Origin of the sequence: Arcobacter iocasae (genome assembly GCF_042214795.1) — a bacterium.
Lineage (GTDB): Bacteria > Campylobacterota > Campylobacteria > Campylobacterales > Arcobacteraceae > Arcobacter > Arcobacter iocasae.
In genome coordinates this window covers 768583-787129 of sequence record NZ_CP090177.1, presented here as the reverse complement: position 1 = coordinate 787129, position 18547 = coordinate 768583, and the positions used below count along the sequence as shown (strand labels likewise).

9 protein-coding genes, 2 tRNA genes and 2 rRNA genes are annotated in these 18547 nt (G+C 33.8%); 5 read left to right on the top strand and 8 right to left on the bottom strand.

The window, feature by feature from the left end; translation table 11 throughout:
• Positions 1-105: 105 nt before the first annotated feature.
• The 8 genes from LXN10_RS03935 to LXN10_RS03900 form a co-directional block, all read right to left on the bottom strand.
• Complete coding sequence (locus tag LXN10_RS03935; RefSeq protein WP_375724620.1) at positions 106-3264, bottom strand: efflux RND transporter permease subunit; 3159 nt, start codon at positions 3262-3264, stop codon at positions 106-108.
• Positions 3265-3281: 17 nt separating this feature from the next.
• A complete protein-coding gene (locus LXN10_RS03930; RefSeq protein WP_375724619.1) occupies positions 3282-4784 on the bottom strand; it encodes an efflux RND transporter periplasmic adaptor subunit in 1503 nt (500 codons plus the stop codon).
• Between the two features lie 9 nt (positions 4785-4793).
• Complete coding sequence (locus tag LXN10_RS03925) at positions 4794-6161, bottom strand: TolC family protein (RefSeq protein ID WP_375724618.1); 1368 nt, start codon at positions 6159-6161, stop codon at positions 4794-4796.
• A complete protein-coding gene (locus tag LXN10_RS03920; protein WP_375724617.1) occupies positions 6158-6637 on the bottom strand; it encodes a FixH family protein in 480 nt (159 codons plus the stop codon). Before LXN10_RS03920 ends, LXN10_RS03925 begins: the two co-directional genes overlap by 4 nt.
• 405 nt (positions 6638-7042) lie before the next feature.
• On the bottom strand, positions 7043-9223 hold the full coding sequence (locus tag LXN10_RS03915; RefSeq protein WP_375724616.1) for a heavy metal translocating P-type ATPase: 2181 nt from the start codon (positions 9221-9223) through the stop codon (positions 7043-7045).
• Positions 9224-9250: 27 nt separating this feature from the next.
• Positions 9251-9457 carry a heavy metal transport/detoxification protein gene (locus LXN10_RS03910; RefSeq protein WP_375724615.1) on the bottom strand — a complete coding sequence of 69 codons (207 nt, stop codon included), beginning with the start codon at positions 9455-9457 and terminating at the stop codon, positions 9251-9253.
• Positions 9458-9517: 60 nt separating this feature from the next.
• Positions 9518-10201: a copper resistance protein B gene (locus LXN10_RS03905; protein ID WP_375724614.1), complete on the bottom strand. Its 684-nt coding sequence runs from the start codon at positions 10199-10201 to the stop codon at positions 9518-9520.
• Between the two features lie 10 nt (positions 10202-10211).
• Entirely contained in the window at positions 10212-12047 is a 1836-nt protein-coding gene (locus LXN10_RS03900) for a copper resistance system multicopper oxidase (RefSeq protein WP_375724613.1), read from the bottom strand.
• An 800-nt stretch (positions 12048-12847) separates the two neighbouring features.
• Here LXN10_RS03900 and LXN10_RS03895 point away from each other — a divergent pair.
• From LXN10_RS03895 to LXN10_RS03875, 5 genes are all read left to right on the top strand, one after another.
• On the top strand, positions 12848-13192 hold the full coding sequence (locus LXN10_RS03895; protein ID WP_375724612.1) for a hypothetical protein: 345 nt from the start codon (positions 12848-12850) through the stop codon (positions 13190-13192).
• 294 nt (positions 13193-13486) lie between these two features.
• Positions 13487-15003 (top strand): 16S ribosomal RNA (locus LXN10_RS03890).
• Between the two features lie 112 nt (positions 15004-15115).
• A tRNA-Ile gene (locus LXN10_RS03885) sits at positions 15116-15192 on the top strand.
• A gap of 19 nt (positions 15193-15211) precedes the next feature.
• Positions 15212-15287 (top strand) — tRNA-Ala (locus tag LXN10_RS03880).
• Between the two features lie 277 nt (positions 15288-15564).
• Positions 15565-18481, top strand: a 23S ribosomal RNA gene (locus tag LXN10_RS03875).
• The 16S and 23S rRNA genes sit together here with 2 tRNA genes alongside, the layout of an rRNA operon.
• Positions 18482-18547: the final 66 nt, after the last annotated feature.

The window sequence follows — 18547 nt, the reverse complement described above, 5'->3', positions numbered from 1 at the left end:
ATCCTTATTTTTAAATATTGTTAAATTATAATATTTTTATATGGAGTTAGTATGTAGAGAGGAAGGTCTTTAAATTAATTTAAAGACCTAAAGGTAAAAGATATACTACGCATTATTTAAGTTAAGTTTACACTCTTCTTGTATTTTAGTTATATCTCTTCTTTTCCAAATAAAATAAATGGCAGGTAAAACTAAAAGAGTTAAAATCACTGCACTTACCATTCCTCCTACCATTGGTGCTGCAATTCTTCCCATTACTTCAGAACCAGTACCCGTACCATAAAGTATAGGTAATAGACCAGCAATAATTGCTGCTGCAGTCATCATTACGGGACGAACTCTCATTCCAGCTCCATGAAGAACAGCATGCCTAAGAGTTTCTTCTCTAGGAATTAATTTTTGGGCAACACACCTTTCAATCATTTCATTATATGCTTGATTTAAATAAACCAACATAATAACACCAATTTCTACTGCAACTCCTGCTAATGCAATAAATCCAACTGCCACTGCAACTGAAAAATTATAGTTCTGAATATACATTAGCCAAATACTCCCAACCATAGCTAAAGGTAAAGTTCCCACAATAATTGCAACTTCTATAAAATTACGGAAGTTAATATATAATAATATAATTATAATCATCAGGGTTAATGGCACGACATACGTTAATTTTTCTTTTGCTCTTTCCATATATTCGTATTGTCCTGACCATGCTATAGAATATCCAGCAGGTAATTCAAGTTTCTCATTAACTGCAAGTTGAGCTTCTTTTACATAACTTCCAATATCTACACCCTCAATATCAATAAATGCCCAACCATTTAATCTGGCATTTTCACTTTTTATACCTGGAGGTCCATCTTCAACATAAACTTTTGCCACATCTCCTAATGTAATTCTTTGACCATTTGGTGTGATTATTGGAAGTAATGATAATTGTTCAGGAGAACTTCTATAATCTTGAGGATATCTTAAGTTAATGGGATATCGCTCAAGTCCCTCTACCGTTTGCGATACATTCATACCACCAACGGCAGTTGAAATAATTTGTTGTAAATATGAAATATTTAAACCATATCTAGCTGCTTTTTCTCTTTGAATATCAACTTTTATATATCTACCTCCTGCAACTCTTTCAGAATAAACAGATGTAGTACCAGGTACTTCTTTAATAATTTTTTCTAAATCTTTACCAATATTTTCTATAACTTTTAAATCAGGCCCTGCTATTTTTATACCAATAGGAGTTTTGATTCCAGTTGCTAGCATATCTATTCTAGTTTTAATAGGCATAACCCAAGCATTAGTAACTCCTGGTAATTTTACAAGTGCATCAAATTCTTTTTTTAAACTTTCTGTTGTAACTCCTTCTCGCCATTGATTCTTTGGTTTAAGTTGAATAAATGTTTCAATCATTGTTAATGGTGCTGGGTCAGTTGCTGTTTCTGCTCGTCCAACTTTTCCAAATACTGTTTCAACTTCTGGTACAGTTTTAATTAATTTATCAGTTTGCTGTAGAAGTTCTCTAGCTTTTCCAATAGAAATACCAGGATATGTTGTTGGCATATACATCAAATCACCTTCATCTAAAGGTGGAATAAATTCACTTCCAATTTTATCTAATGGCCAAAAACCAATACCTAAAATAATAAGAGATGATAAAAGAACCATTTTAGGATACTTTAATACACCTTTTAATACAGGCATATATCCAGCAGTTAACATTTTATTAACTGGATTTTTATGTTCTGGTAAAACTTTTCCTCTAATAAAATACCCCATTAATATTGGGACAAGCGTAATTGCAAGAGCTGCAGAAGCTGCCATTGCATAAGTTTTTGTAAATGCTAGTGGAGCAAACATTCTTCCTTCTTGTGCTTCAAGAGTAAAAACTGGAACAAAACTAACAGTAATAATTAGTAAACTAAAGAATAATGCAGGTCCCACTTCACTGGCTGATTCGGCAACTATTCGCCATCTATTCTCTTTTGTTAAAGGGGTTCGTTCCATATGCTTATGCATATTTTCAATCATTACAATTGCTCCATCAATCATTGCTCCAATAGCAATAGCAATACCACCAAGTGACATAATATTTGCATTAAGTCCTTGAGCATACATTATTATAAAAGCAATAAGAATACCTACTGGTAAGCTAACAATTGCAACTAATGATGAACGTACATGAAATAAAAATATAATACATACTAAAGCAACAACTGCAAATTCCTCAAGTAATTTAAATGTTAAATTATCTACTGCACTTTCAATTAATTTACTTCTATCATATACAGGTACAATTTCAACACCTTCTGGTAAACCTTTTTTTAATGTTTCTAATTTAGCTTTTACTAAATCAATCGTTTTTTGTGCATTTTCCCCATAACGCATGACAACTATTCCGCCAACAGTTTCTCCTTCTCCATTTAACTCTGCGATACCTCTTCTCATTTGAGGTCCAATGTCAATCTCAGCAATATCTTTTAAAAGAAGAGGTGTTCCATTTACATTCATTCCAAGTGGGATATTTCCTATATCTTCTTTATTTTCTAAATATCCTGTAACTCTTACCATATACTCAGCTTCTGCCATTTCTACAACAGAGGCTCCAACTTCTTGATTTCCTTTTTTAATGGCAGTATGAATAAGTGACAGAGGTATACTAAATGCTCTTAATTTATCTGGATCAATTTTGACTTGATACTGTTTAACCATACCACCTAGTGCTGTAACTTCTGAAACACCAGGAACTGTTTGAAGTTCATATTTTAAAAACCAATCTTGCACACTTCTTAATTGACTAATATCATTTTTACCAGTTTTATCAATAAGTGCATATAAATAAACCCAACCAACTCCAGTTGCATCTGGACCTAGTTGTGTTTTTGCATTTGATGGAAGAGTAGATGATACTTGACTTAAATATTCTAAAACTCTACTTCTTGCCCAATATAAATCTGTTTTTTCATCAAAAATAACATATACATATGAATCTCCAAAAAAGGAGTATCCACGTACTGTAACTGCACCAGGAACAGAAAGCATTGCAGTTGTAAGGGGGTATGTTACTTGATCTTCTACAACTTGAGGTGCTTGCCCTGGATAGCTTGTTTTTATAATAACTTGTACATCTGATAAGTCAGGTAAGGCATCTACTGCTGTATTTTTAACAGAGAACAATCCAGCACCTACAATCATCACTGTCGCAAGTAATACAAAGAAACGGTTCTTTACAGACCAATATATTATAGATTTAATCATAATTTGCTCTCAATTCCCTAATGTTTCATTCGAACATCAGTTATAATATATTTATTATCTTTTGTTTTAGTAATCTCAATATCCATAGGCATATCGACTTTAAACATAGAAAAATCAATTCTATCTGATACTTCAAAATTCATAGTCATTGATGGCCATTTCCAATTAGGAATTTCACTATGAGTTACTTTAATTGAAGTATCTTCAGGCATAAGTTTAACAACTTTTGCTTCCGCCCATTCTTTTTGCTCAGAATTTTTATCCATTGATTTCATACCTGAAGATGAATTGTCATCTTTATTTTTTAATTTTGACATACGTTTAAAGTCTGAAGTTTTACTTGACTCTGAATCTAATAAAAATTGAGCTGAAGTAACAATACGTTCACCTTCATTTAAGCCTTCCAAAATTTGTGCATATTGGTCATCAAATTTCCCAACTTTTACATTTATAGACTTGAAACTTCCTTCTCCTAATGCTAGTACTACTCTATTTGAATTACCTGTTCTAATTACTGCTTCTTTAGGGACTGAAAGAGTGGGTTTATCTTTTTTTCCATGAATAATAACTTGTGCAAACATTCCTGGCTTTAAGAGTTCATCTTCATTAGCAAATTTTAATCTTACTTTTATAGTTCTTGTTTTAACATCTAATGTAGGATAAATATAATCAACCACACCTTTCCACTCTTGTCCAGGTAAATAATCAAGCTTCATCTCAACAGGTATTCCAATTTCAACTTCAGATGCTTGACGTTCAAATATCTCTGCATTAACCCAAACTTGTTTTAATGTTCCAATGGACATAAGCGTTATCCCTGGTTTTACATAAAAACCTTCTCTAATCTTAAGATTATCTATTACTCCAGTACTAGGAGAATAAAAAGTAATTGATTGTTTAACTTTTCTTGTTCTTTCTAATTCTTTAATCGCTAAAATTGGCACTTGTAATGACACTAGCCTATTTTTTGCAGCTTTTATTAATCTTTGATTTTTTCTTTCTAGTGCTAGTAATAGTTCCTCTTGAGCATTAACCATTTCAGGAGAATAAATTTCATACAATGGTTCTCCTTTTTTTATTGGATCACCAGATGCTTTTACATAAAGTTTTTCTATCCAACCATTTACTCTTGGATGAATATGAATTAAATAATCTTCATCATAGTTTATATATCCAACAGTATTAATTTGAGAATGAAGAGATTGTTTTTTTACTAAATCAGTTCTTACTCCCAAATTATTAACTACACTTGGAGAAATCTTTATTGTTCCTTCTCCTTCATCAGGACCGCTTCCTTGGTTCCCATAAAATGGTATTAAATCCATTCCCATTGGAGATTTCCCAGGTTTATCTCTTTTATAATTTGCATCCATTGGTGCTACCCAATAAAGAGGCTTTTTTTCAATATTTTTATTTTCTGTTGTAGAATTTGAAGGTTCACTTTGTCCTATAGAGTTTAACCCAAGGTAAGTTATACCTCCTCCTAAAACAATTCCAGCAACGAATAAACCAAATTTCATAGTTTTTCCTTATTTATTTGATATTTTTAATATATTTTCTGCATTATTAGCAAAAAGATAATTATATTTAACAATATTTTTTTGAATTTCAACATTAATATCTAATATATCAATTTGTGAATTTAATTGTGAAATTCTTGATCTTACAACTTCTGCAAAATCTCCATCATCATTTGTATAAGCTGTTAAAGAAGCTTCTGCTTGCTCATTTATTTGAGGTAATAGTTTTAATTTATATAAAGATTGTCTATCTTTTAATCTTATTAAGTTAGCTTTTATTGTATTAAAGGAACTAAGAAGATTTTTAAATTGTAATATTTTTTCTGTTTTAACTGATTTTGTTTGTAGCATTGCTACTTTAAGTTTTTTATCTTGTCTATTTTTAACAAATACTGGTAAATCAAAAGTAACTCCAACAGAGAATAAATCAGCTCTATTTTTTCCTGCTAAATCATCTTCTCTTTTTGCATAGCTAGCATTAAGTGCAAATTGTGGCTTGTAATTTTCTCTTGCTAAAGCTATGTTTTTTGTAGCTGCTTTAATTTTCTGTTCAAGGTTTTTTATTGATGGATGATTTTCAAATTTATTTAATAGTTTTTCTGAATTTTCTTTAACATCAAAATCATATTTATTAATCATTTCAATATTTGGTAGAGTTTTTGGTAAAACTAGATTTGAGTTTTCTAAGATATTTTCACTATTGAGCTGGTCTTCCGTAAAACTATATAACCATTGTGAAAGACTTAATATTGCTTTATCTTTTTTTTGCTTCAAAATAGTTAGTCTATCCTCTAATTTTGTTAATTCTAATTGGGCTCTTACGATATCTTGTTGTCTTGTTTTTCCTAATGTTGATGAATAGTTTGATTCTGCTATATCTGCTAATTGTTCAAATAAAGAACGGTTTTTTTCAATTAAATTGATACTCTCTTGATTTTTATATGCTTCTAACCAAAGTTGAGAGATTTGTACAGTTAATTTACCTTTTCTATCTTCTCTTTGATATGGATATTGACTAGATTGCAATCTTAGTTGTTCTTTTTTTATTTCTAAACTATTTCCTCTAGGAAACATTTGAGAAACACCTATTTTTAATTGTGTCATAGCTTCTTGATTTAAATCGAATGTATCTGTTGGTAGATTACTAGCACCAATTGTTATTTTAGGATCAGAATATGTTCCAGCAGCAATACTACTCTCTTCTATAGCCTCTTGTGAATATTTATTACCTAATAGCCAAGAATCATTAATAACAGCTGTCTTAACAACTTTTTGAAGGCTTAATTCTTCACCATTCTTTTTAGGAATATCATCAAGTTCGAGTGAAAAACTTGATGATATTATTAGTGAAGCTACTAATAATGATTTATAAATCATTTTATATTTACACTACCATGTGCTTTTTGCATTGAGCCATCATGCATTTTAAACATTAGCTCATAATCCCATTGTCCACCCATGCTAAAGTTTACATTTGTATTATATTTGTCATTATTAAAAGTCGCTTGTTCCATAAATTCCATTCCAGGCATTGATGGCATTGAAAATTTCATACTTATATTGGCATCATTTACAGGATGACCATTTTTCATTAACATAACTGACATGTGATTTTTGCCATCAGATAATGGTTTGTCAGAGGCAACTGTTACATCATATCCATTTACCATCATATTATGATGGTATGGGCTCATCCCCATTTTATTCATCTCCTTGTCAGTTTTACCATCAGGATTCATGTGGTTTGTCATAACACCATTATGCATATGGTCTCCCATATGATTTTCACCTGCAAATAATGCAGTACTTGTTAATAAACTTAATCCTATTACAAATGTTGAAATCTTTTTCATTTTTTTCCTTTTTTTAATTTATGTAATTTTATCTATCTTGTGTGTAGTTAATGAGGAAATTATTTATTACAAAAGATATAATCTTTCAATCAACAATAAATAAACCTCTTTTAGATTTTGGTACACCCACTTCATGAGCAAATATTAAGAGAAAAGTACATGTACTTTTCTCTTTCAAATATATATAATATATATTTACCATTCGTTTTTGCATTTTTACCTTCATAAGATAATCTGGCATTGTCTGGAGAATAAATAGTTAAGTTAGATTTTAAATCATTATGACTATGACCATTATGTGTAAATTTTATTATTATATTAATCTAATGAATAAAGGATGAGGAAGATTAGAAAGAAAATTCTACGTAGTAATTAAAAGAATAGTAAGAAATAAATAATCTCTTACTAAATCTTCTTAAACTTTAAACGTAATGAGTTTAATACAACAGTAACTGAAGAAAAACTCATTGCAATTCCTGCATACATTGGAGTTAACATTACACCAAATATAGGGTAAAATACTCCTGCTGCCAAGGGAATTCCTCCAATATTATAAATAAATGCCCAAAATAGATTTTGTTTGATTGTTTTCATTGATTCTATTGATAAATTAATACTTTTTGATACAGCTTTTAAATCATTATTTATTAAAATAATATCACCTGCATCTTTTGTAATATCAGAACCAGAATTTAAAGTTATTCCAATATCTGCCTGTTTAATAGATGGGGAATCATTTACTCCATCACCTACAAACATTACTTTTGCTTCTTTTTGAAGTTCTATTATTACTTTGTATTTTTCATCAGGAAGAACTTGAGCATAAACTTTATCAATATCTAACTCTTTAGCAACATTATATGCAGTAATTTTATTATCACCTGTTAATAATATAGGAATAATATCTTTTGCTTTTAAATTAGCAATTAACTCTTTTGCACCATCTTTAATACTATCTTCTAAAGCAAAAACAGCCACACACTCTTTTTCTATTGATGCTAATATTACACCGGAACCATTTGCTAATGAATTATTATAGAAGTTTAGATATTTATCATTTAATTTTATACCATTCTTTTTAAGAAAATTAAGTGAGCCTATTAGTACATTTTTATTTTTATATATTGCACTTATTCCAAGACCAGGAATAATTTGTATATCTGCAAATTCTTTATTTATCTGTATGTTTTTATTTTTCACAAAATGAACTACAGCTTTTGAAATTGGATGTTCACTTTTTGTTTCAATGGAAGCTAAAATATCTAAATATTTTTCTTCATAGATTGCATCTTTAACAGAAATAATACCATTTGTTAGAGTTCCTGTTTTATCAAAAACTGCATATTTTATATCTTTTATAATTTCTAATATTTCAGGATTTTTAATTAAAATTCCTTCTTGTGCACCTTTTCCAACTGAACTAACTATTGCAATAGGTGTTGCAAGTCCTAAAGCACAAGGACAAGAAATAACTAGCACCGAAATTGATGCTATTATAGCACTAAAGGCATCACCTACAAAAAAATACCAAACTATAAAAGTTAGAATAGAAATAGCAATAACAACTGGTACAAAAATATTTGCAACATCATCTGCAAACCTACTTATTGGAAGTTTTTTACTTTGAGCTGTACTTAAAAGTGCTATTATTTTTGATAAAGTAGTATCGCTTGATTGCTTTAGAACTAAAACCTCTAGAATTCCTGTAGTATTCAAAGTTCCTGCAATTACTTCATCACCAATTGTTTTATATACAGGCATTGATTCCCCCGTAATCATAGAAGTATCAATATCTGCACCTCCTTTTACTATAATTGCATCTGTAGAAATCTTTTCACCTGTTTTTATTAGAACTTTATCACCTATTTTTAATTGTGTTGCTAAAATAGTCTTAAAAGTTCCATCTTCACAAATTAATGTTGCATTTAAAGGGGCTAAATTCATAAGTTTTTTTAAAAAATCTGTAGCTTTTGCTTTTGAACGTTCTTCTAGTAATCTTCCTAAAAGAATAAAACTTATAATCACAGCAGCTCCATCAAAATATAAAAATCGTAAATTTTCAGGAAATAGTGAAGGAAAGAATACTACAAAAACTGAATAAAAATATGCGGCACTAGTACCTAAAGCAACGAGAACATTCATATCATAATTTTTATTACTAACAGCCTTATATGCCAAAGTGTAAAATCTCCCTCCGGCATAAAATTGTACTATAGTTGCTAAAATAAACATAATATATTGATTATTTTGAATATTCTCAACTGGAAAAAATACAAAATAAAACATAACTATAGTTAAAACTATACTTATAGAAAAAATATTTTTTAATTTATTATAAGCTAAAAGTTTAGTTTTTTCTAAAGCTTCTAAGTTTTCTTCTACTCCATAACCTAGTTTTTTAATTTTATTAATTAATTTTTCTTTATTTAAAAGTTTATTATCTATAAAAAACTCACCTTCATTAGAAGCAAAACTCACTTTTGAAGATTCTAATCCATTAAGTTTACTAACAGCTCTTTCAATTCCATTTGAACAATTTACACAAGTCATACCTGAGATATTTAATTTAATTTTTTCTTTTGACATTTTATCCTCCTATATGACTTGTATATATTATTTCTCTATTATTTCAAATCCAAGTTCAAACATTTCTTTTTTGAAACTAGACTCTTGCTCTTCAGTTGAAATCTCAACACTAACTTCTTTTGGATTAGTGTTGAGATTTATCTCAATGGTTCCAAAATCATCTTCTAAAGAACCTTTGATTAAATTTACACAACTTATACAAGAGATATTATTTGCTTTAAATATTTTTTTCATCATTTTTCCTTTTATATTTATATAATATAGTTTTAGTATGGAGTTAATGTGGAATTTATATTAAAACCAAAATTTTATACCAATTACTCCATATATTTCATCTAAAGGTGAAATATCATTTGTATTTCCTAAATTTTTATTCCATTCAACTCCTATATATGGAGCAACTTCTCTTTTAAATTCATATCTTAATCTAGTTCCAAGAGCAATATTTGAGAAACCACTTCCTATCCCCATTTTTTCATTGTCTTTTCTATAGGCACTTAATGCAATACTTGGACTTAATATAAGTTTTTGTGTCAATAATGCATCATATTCAGCTTCAGCTCTTAATCCAATATTTCCATCCTCTCCAAATAAAAGAGTTGCTCTACTCTCAAAAAAGTATGGTGCTAAACCTTGTACTCCTATTAACCCCCACGTTTGATGAGATTCAATACTCTTATCATATCCAATACCTGTTTGAAGATCCCAAAAAGGAGAAATGGCTCTTGAATAAACCAATTGGTTTTCACTTTTGGCAGATTCATCTTTTGGTTTTTCTCCTTCAGAATAGATATACACTTTATTTATATCGTAACCTGCATAAGCATAGACATTCCAAATAGTTGCTTTTTCGTTACTAAGTTGATATTCAAGTTGATCAACTACTAATGAGCTTCTAAAAATATCTCCACCACCACCTGCTAAACTTGATGTTGCTAATAATCCTGTAATTGATGTTGCTAATAATAATTTTTTCATCGTATTCTCCTTAAGACACTATTACTTTTCTAAACATATCAGTCATATGGTAAAGTAAATGACAATGATACGCCCAAGAACCTCTTGCATCAACATTTACTCTAAAACTAATTTTTGAACCAGGTTGTGCAATTATTGTATGTTTTTTAGGAAGATAGTTATCATCTCCTGTTTCTAAATCACTCCACATACCATGTAGATGCATAGGATGATTCATCATCGTATCATTAATATATGTGACTCTTAATCTCTCACCATATTTGAACTCTAAAGGTTTTGCATCTTTGTATGCAATTCCATTTATAGACCACATATATCTTTCCATATTTCCTGTAAGTCTTAAAATTATCTCTCTATCAGGTGATCTATCATGAGTTGTTGGAGTTAATGATTTTAAATCTGCATATGTTAAAACTTTTCTACCATTATTTCTAAGTCCAACACCTGGATCATCAAGTCTATATTGTGGATCGATTGCTACTGCATCTGTTTGAACACCCGAATCTTCTTCAAGTTTAGTAATTGGGATTACTTTACTTTGATTATTCATAGTTTTCATATCATGTCCCATCATAGAAGGTTCTATAGTCTTTTCTGGTTTTTTAATACTAGACATATCCATTCCCGCTCCACATTTCATAGCTCTTTGATTACGCATAGATTTTGTTTCTTCTGAAGTCATAGCTTTCATATTATCTCTAGAATGATTCATGTTCTCCATTCTACCCATATTCATTCCCATATCAGAGTGTGTTAAAATTGGAAATGCATCCATTTGTGGAGTTTGTGCAATTATTTTTTCATCAAAAGTTAAAGCTCCAAGTGCATATCCACTTCTATCTATACTTTGAGCAAAAATAGCATAAGATTTATTTTCTTCAGGTTCTACTATTACATCATAAGTTTCTGCAACTCCAATTCTAAATTCATCTATAGTTACAGGCTTAATATTATTTCCATCAGCTGCAACTACCCTTATTTTAAGACCTGGAATTCTTACATCAAAAAATGTCATTGCAGAACTGTTAATAAACCTTAATCTAATTTTCTCACCATTTTTAAATAGTGCTTTAAAATTAGTAGCTGGATTCTCTCCATTCATTAAATAAGTATATGTGTATCCTGATACATCTGAAATATCTCTATCTGTCATTTTCATTTCATTCCACATTTTTCTTTCACTAAATGCTTCAAAAAAACCTTTTTCTTTTACTTCATCAAAAAAATCACTAACAGTTCGTTGTTTAAAATTATAATAAGAAGCAGAAAGTTTTATTTTTCTATAGATTGAAGATGGTTTATCATCTGACCAATCAGATAAAGAAATCACATATTCTCTATCATATTCATAAGGGTCTTTTACTTTTGGGTCAATTATTATTGCGCCATAAACACCTTGTTGTTCTTGAAATCCTGAATGGGAATGATACCAATAAGTTCCACTTTGAACTACTGGAAAGGTATACGTAAAAGTTTCACCTGGTTTAATACCATCAAAACTTATCCCAGGAACCCCATCCATTGCAGGAGGCAAGATTATTCCATGCCAGTGAATTGATGTATCTTCATTAAGGTTATTAGTTACATTAATAGTAACAGTATCTCCTTCCTTCCACCTTAGAGTTGGGCCACTTAACATTCCATTTACAGTTTTAGCAATACTTGGATTCCCTGTAATATTTACTGATACCTTTTCAATACTTAAATTGAATGTATTGCCTTTGATTTCAGTAGTTTTAATTCTTGTTGATATTTTAGTATTTGCACTTATTGTTATTGGAGTATTTACAAGTAAGCTTGTTGCAATAACACCTTTTACAAAAGTTCTTCTATTTATAGTTTGCATAAGAATTCCTTTTTTGATTTGGAAAATTATACTTTTTTAATGAGGAGTGAATAGGTAGAAAAATTTATAAAAGTTTTAATAAGATATATACTTGCTGTTATATTTTTAACAACCCAATCTATTCTTATTTTAGAGCTTTTTTACAGCCATTTGTAAATAAACCTTTGTTTACTCCCATTATACGATAGTTTGAACACTATTTTAAGCACCCCATATTTTTAATAAGTCAATATTTTAAACTTATACCAATATATGCTTTATTACAATTTTAAGCTATCTATAACTGCTTAAAAACAATATCTTGTATATATCTGTGTTTTTAACAAAAGTTAGTATAATACTTTATAACAAATTGTAAAAAAAATTTAGAATTCTAATTACCCGTTATAGCACGGGCAATTAATTTTTTAAAAATAATGATGAGTTACATTTCATATAAAATGTATTAAAATCTTCTGTTCCAGAAATACTTACTTAAGGAACATAAAGCATTTATAGTAGTTTTCGTGTTCCACAAAGTGTTCAAAAAGTTAAAACTGTAAAGTTCCACAAACCTTAAGGGATTATTGAACAAATAAAGAGACCTTTCAAATCATATATTTAAAACTTAAATAATTACACTTTTTATATAAAGTTTATGTTTGCTAATTATAAGTATAATTACTTTAATTCTTATAATACTAATTACCCTTTACGTATTAAACAGATTTATAGTAAAGTACGAAGTAGTAGTATACAGAGCTAATTACTCTAAATATTTTTGAAATAAACTCAATAATTCTATATATAGTGATACAAATATGACAGGTCATGCAAATGCAAGTGAGAGTTTAAAAGATCCATTAACTAAAAAATATATTTATTCATCGAATAGCTGTGAAGAAAATAATTCTAATAGTGAATATGTCTTATTAACTAAAAAGTTTGGAATAAAAAATATAACTATGTCTTGTAATAGTACTTCCTCAATAGGACAATTATCATTTGGAAGTGATGGAAAAGTCTATTCAAGGCTAAGTACAGATGAAAATGATAATTTTGCATATTTACTAAAAGAAGATTGTGTAATAAGTTTTATATCTAAGAAGGGTGATATATCGGGCATTAGAGTATATGCAAATACAGGTTATATAGAAAAATTCTAAGAATTTCAAAATTTAAGCCAAGATTAAAGAAAAGCGCTTGACAAAGACAAAAAAACCTATTATAATTCCCGTCCAATTTGAGTGACAAACGTCGCAAAGGGTTGATGTTCTTTAACAAACTACGGTTTTAAGAAGTAAGTAACTTTTATAAACCGAATATGATATAAAACAAGAGAATTTATACAATTCTCGTCTATTAAAAAAACAATGAGTAATGTCAGTAAACAATTGCAATTAATCTTTTTAGGAAGATTAGATAAAAGAGTTAGACACTAGTCATGATTAAACTAAACATTTATGGAGAGTTTGATCCTGGCTCAGAGTGAACGCTGGCGGCGTGCTTAACACATGCAAGTCGAACGAGAACGGATTATAGCTTGCTATAATTGTCAGCTAAGTGGCGCACGGGTGAGTAATATATAGGTAACATGCCCTAGAGAGGGGGATAACAGATGGAAACGTCTGCTAACACCCCATATGCCTTTAAGACCTAAGTCTGCAAGGGAAACATTTATGGCTCTAGGATTGGCCTGTACGGTATCAGTTAGTTGGTGAGGTAATGGCTCACCAAGACAATGACACCTAACTGGTTTGAGAGGATGATCAGTCACACTGGAACTGAGACACGGTCCAGACTCCTACGGGAGGCAGCAGTGGGGAATATTGCACAATGGACGAAAGTCTGATGCAGCAACGCCGCGTGGAGGATGACACATTTCGGTGCGTAAACTCCTTTTATATAGGAAGATAATGACGGTACTATATGAATAAGCACCGGCTAACTCCGTGCCAGCAGCCGCGGTAATACGGAGGGTGCAAGCGTTACTCGGAATTACTGGGCGTAAAGAGCGTGTAGGCGGGTAAATAAGTTGGAAGTGAAATCCTATGGCTCAACCATAGAACTGCTTCCAAAACTGTTAACCTAGAATGTGGGAGAGGTAGATGGAATTTCTGGTGTAGGGGTAAAATCCGTAGATATCAGAAGGAATACCGATTGCGAAGGCGATCTACTGGAACACAATTGACGCTGAGACGCGAAAGCGTGGGGAGCAAACAGGATTAGATACCCTGGTAGTCCACGCCCTAAACGATGTACACTAGTTGTTGTGAGGCTAGACCTTGCAGTAATGCAGTTAACACATTAAGTGTACCGCCTGGGGAGTACGGTCGCAAGATTAAAACTCAAAGGAATAGACGGGGACCCGCACAAGCGGTGGAGCATGTGGTTTAATTCGACGATACGCGAAGAACCTTACCTGGTCTTGACATAGAAAGAACTTTCCAGAGATGGATTGGTGCCTGCTTGCAGGAGCTTTCATACAGGTGCTGCACGGCTGTCGTCAGCTCGTGTCGTGAGATGTTGGGTTAAGTCCCGCAACGAGCGCAACCCTCGTCGTTAGTTGCTAACAGTTCGGCTGAGAACTCTAACGAGACTGCCTACGCAAGTAGGAGGAAGGTGAGGACGACGTCAAGTCATCATGGCCCTTACGACCAGGGCTACACACGTGCTACAATGGGGTATACAAAGAGCAGCAATACGGTGACGTGGAGCGAATCTCAAAAATGCCTCCCAGTTCGGATTGTAGTCTGCAACTCGACTACATGAAGTTGGAATCGCTAGTAATCGTAGATCAGCTATGCTACGGTGAATACGTTCCCGGGTCTTGTACTCACCGCCCGTCACACCATGGGAGTTGAATTCATTCGAAGCGGGGATGCTAAAATAGCTACCTTCCACAGTGGATTTAGCGACTGGGGTGAAGTCGTAACAAGGTAACCGTAGGAGAACCTGCGGTTGGATCACCTCCTTTCAGAGTAATGAGATTAGATTCGTTTCTAATCTCAAGAAATAAAAAAACAATGGGTAAATATCCAATATCATATTCGGTTTGTAAAGGTTATTGAAAATAATAGGTGAAGAATGGGCCTATAGCTCAGCTGGCTAGAGCGCTCGACTGATAATCGTGAGGTCCCAGGTTCAAGTCCTGGTAGGCCCACCATGATTGAATAATCTTTGTTGGGGAATTAGCTCAGCTGGGAGAGCGCCTGCCTTGCACGCAGGAGGTCAGCGGTTCGATCCCGCTATTCTCCACCAACATTACACCAAAACCAAAGTAGAACGCAAATTAGTAAATTTTAATATTAGTACTTAAGAGAAGTATTAATATTAGGATTTATCCTAAATGTTATTTAAAAATTTAATGTTAAAGTCTTTAAAATTTTTTCGAATTAGAATAAAGAGATTTATTTTAATACAAAATAGAAAACAATTTAAACACACAATTACTGTTTTATTAAATATTGTATTTAATAAGATAGTAGCCAAGGAATAATTATCAAAAAAGGTAACTATAGAGATATAGTTATACAAATTATAAGCTATTAAGGGCTAATGGTGGATGCCTAGACTGTAAGAGGCGATGAAGGACGTATTAGGCTGCGATAAGCCTCGGGGAGCTGCCAAAGAGCTTTGATCCGAGGATTTCCGAATGGGACAACCCAGCATATAGAGATATATGTTACCCTGCGGGGAGCTAACCTGGTGAAGTGAAACATCTCAGTAGCCAGAGGAAGAGAAATCAAATGAGATTCCGTAAGTAGCGGCGAGCGAACGCGGATTAGGACAAACCCTATGCTTGCATAGGGGGTTGTAGGACCATAATGTGAGACTTAAAAGAGTAGTAGAAATATCTGGAAAGGTATAGCATAGAAGGTGAAACTCCTGTATACGAAACTCTTGAGAGCTCTATTGGTATCCTGAGTAGGACGGAACACGTGATATTTTGTCTGAATCTGGGGGGACCACCCTCCAATCCTAAATACTACTTACAGATCGATAGTGAACAAGTACCGTGAGGGAAAGGTGAAAAGTACTCCAGCGAGGAGAGTGAAATAGAACCTGAAACCATTAGCTTACAATCATTCGGAGCCCTATGTTGCTTGCAACAGGGTGACGGACTGCCTTTTGCATAATGAGCCTGCGAGTTGTGGTGTCTGGCAAGGTTAAGTCAAGTACGGAGCCGTAGCGAAAGCGAGTCTTAATAGGGCGACATAGTCAGATGCTGCAGACCCGAAACGAAGTGATCTATCCATGAGCAGGTTGAAGCTGGTGTAAGAGCCAGTGGAGGACCGAACCCATTGACGTTGAAAAGTCTCGGGATGACTTGTGGATAGGGGTGAAAGGCCAATCAAACTTCGTGATAGCTGGTTCTCTCCGAAATATATTTAGGTATAGCCTTATGTCGTAACATATAGGGGTAGAGCACTGAATGGGCTAGGGCTGCTTACCGCGGTACCAAACCCTATCAAACTTCGAATACTATATGCGTAATCATAGGAGTCAGGCGATGGGTGATAAAATCCACCGTCGAGAGGGGAACAACCCAGACTAACAGCTAAGGTCCCAAAGTTACATCTAAGTGGAAAACGATGTGAAGTTACTGTGACAACCAGGAGGTTGGCTTAGAAGCAGCCACCCTTTAAAGAAAGCGTAACAGCTCACTGGTCTAGTGATTTTGCGCGGAAAATATAACGGGGCTAAGATGTACACCGAAGCTTTAGACTTGTACTTGTACAAGTGGTAGGAGAGCGTTCTATTCAGCGTTGAAGGTATACCGACGAGGAGTGCTGGAGCGGATAGAAGTGAGCATGCAGGCATGAGTAGCGATAATTGAGGTGAGAATCCTCAACGCCGAAAACCCAAGGTTTCCTACGCGATGCTCGTCATCGTAGGGTTAGTCGGGACCTAAGTCGAGTCCGAAAGGGGTAGACGATGGCAAATTGATTAATATTTCAATACCAACAAATAAGCGCGATGTGGGGACGCATAGAGTTAATCGAGGTCACTGATGGAATAGTGGCTCGAAGGATGTAGGTTGTATCTTAGGCAAATCCGGGATACATTCGACCGAGATCTTACAGGCTGTTGCGATTCTTCGGAATCAATTCAGAATCGATGATACTGTCGTGCCAAGAAAAGCCACTAAGTATATTATTTGTTGCCCGTACCGTAAACCGACACAGGTGGGTGGGATGAGTATTCTAAGGCGCGTGGAAGAACCCTGGTTAAGGAACTCTGCAAACTAGCACCGTATCTTCGGTATAAGGTGTGCCTACTATTGTATAGAAACTTGCTTTCAAAAGCGATAGAGGTTGCAACAAAGAGTCCCTCCCGACTGTTTACCAAAAACACAGCACTTTGCTAACTCGCAAGAGGATGTATAAGGTGTGACGCCTGCCCGGTGCTCGAAGGTTAACTGATGATGTCAGCGCAAGCGAAGCATTTGATTGAAGCCCGAGTAAACGGCGGCCGTAACTATAACGGTCCTAAGGTAGCGAAATTCCTTGTCGGTTAAATACCGACCTGCATGAATGGCGTAACGAGATGGGAGCTGTCTCAACCAGGGATCCAGTGAAATTGTAGTGGAGGTGAAAATTCCTCCTACCCGCGGAAAGACGGAAAGACCCCGTGCACCTTTACTACAGCTTGACACTGTAGCTTGGATATTCATGTGCAGGATAGGTGGGAGGCTATGAACTATGGACGCAAGTACATAGGGAGCCACCCTTGAGATACCACCCTTGAATATTTGAGTTACTAACTGGGACGAGTTATCCTCGTTCAGGACAATGTCTGGTGGGTAGTTTGACTGGGGCGGTCGCCTCCTAAAAAGTAACGGAGGCTTGCAAAGGTTGGCTCAAAGCGGATGGAAATCGCTTGTTGAGTATAATGGCATAAGCCAGCCTGACTGTAAGAGATACAACTCGAGCAGAGACGAAAGTCGGTCATAGTGATCCGGTGGTTCTGTGTGGAAGGGCCATCGCTCAAAGGATAAAAGGTACGCCGGGGATAACAGGCTGATCTCCCCCAAGAGCTCACATCGACGGGGAGGTTTGGCACCTCGATGTCGGCTCATCGCATCCTGGGGCTGGAGCAGGTCCCAAGGGTATGGCTGTTCGCCATTTAAAGCGGTACGCGAGCTGGGTTCAGAACGTCGTGAGACAGTTCGGTCCCTATCTTCCGTGGGCGTAGGAAAGTTGAAGAGATTTGTCCCTAGTACGAGAGGACCGGGATGAACGTACCACTGGTGTACCAATTGTTCTGCCAAGAGCATCGTTGGGTAGCTACGTACGGATGTGATAAGAGCTGAAAGCATCTAAGCTCGAAGCCAACTCTAAGATGAACTTTCCCTGAAGATCCCAGCAAGACTAGCTGGTTGATAGGCTGGATGTGTAAGTGAAGTAATTCATTTAGCTGACCAGTACTAATAGATCGTTTGGCTTATTTTATATATTTCTTGGTTTACTATCTTATTAAGTACATACTTAATGAGTATGTGTGTAAAAGACTTTAAC

What these genes read in the sequence shown, in the direction of transcription:
- LXN10_RS03910 (WP_375724615.1), bottom strand. Translation starts at nt 9,457, where the DNA reads ATGAAAAAAATATTTAAAGCAAATAATATCTCTTGTATAAGTTGTGTA.
- LXN10_RS03925 (WP_375724618.1), bottom strand. Translation starts at nt 6,161, where the DNA reads ATGATTTATAAATCATTATTAGTAGCTTCACTAATAATATCATCAAGT.
- LXN10_RS03900 (WP_375724613.1), bottom strand. Translation starts at nt 12,047, where the DNA reads ATGCAAACTATAAATAGAAGAACTTTTGTAAAAGGTGTTATTGCAACA.
- LXN10_RS03935 (WP_375724620.1), bottom strand. Translation starts at nt 3,264, where the DNA reads ATGATTAAATCTATAATATATTGGTCTGTAAAGAACCGTTTCTTTGTA.
- LXN10_RS03915 (WP_375724616.1), bottom strand. Translation starts at nt 9,223, where the DNA reads ATGTCAAAAGAAAAAATTAAATTAAATATCTCAGGTATGACTTGTGTA.
- LXN10_RS03920 (WP_375724617.1), bottom strand. Translation starts at nt 6,637, where the DNA reads ATGAAAAAGATTTCAACATTTGTAATAGGATTAAGTTTATTAACAAGT.
- LXN10_RS03905 (WP_375724614.1), bottom strand. Translation starts at nt 10,201, where the DNA reads ATGAAAAAATTATTATTAGCAACATCAATTACAGGATTATTAGCAACA.
- LXN10_RS03895 (WP_375724612.1), top strand. Translation starts at nt 12,848, where the DNA reads ATGACAGGTCATGCAAATGCAAGTGAGAGTTTAAAAGATCCATTAACT.
- LXN10_RS03930 (WP_375724619.1), bottom strand. Translation starts at nt 4,784, where the DNA reads ATGAAATTTGGTTTATTCGTTGCTGGAATTGTTTTAGGAGGAGGTATA.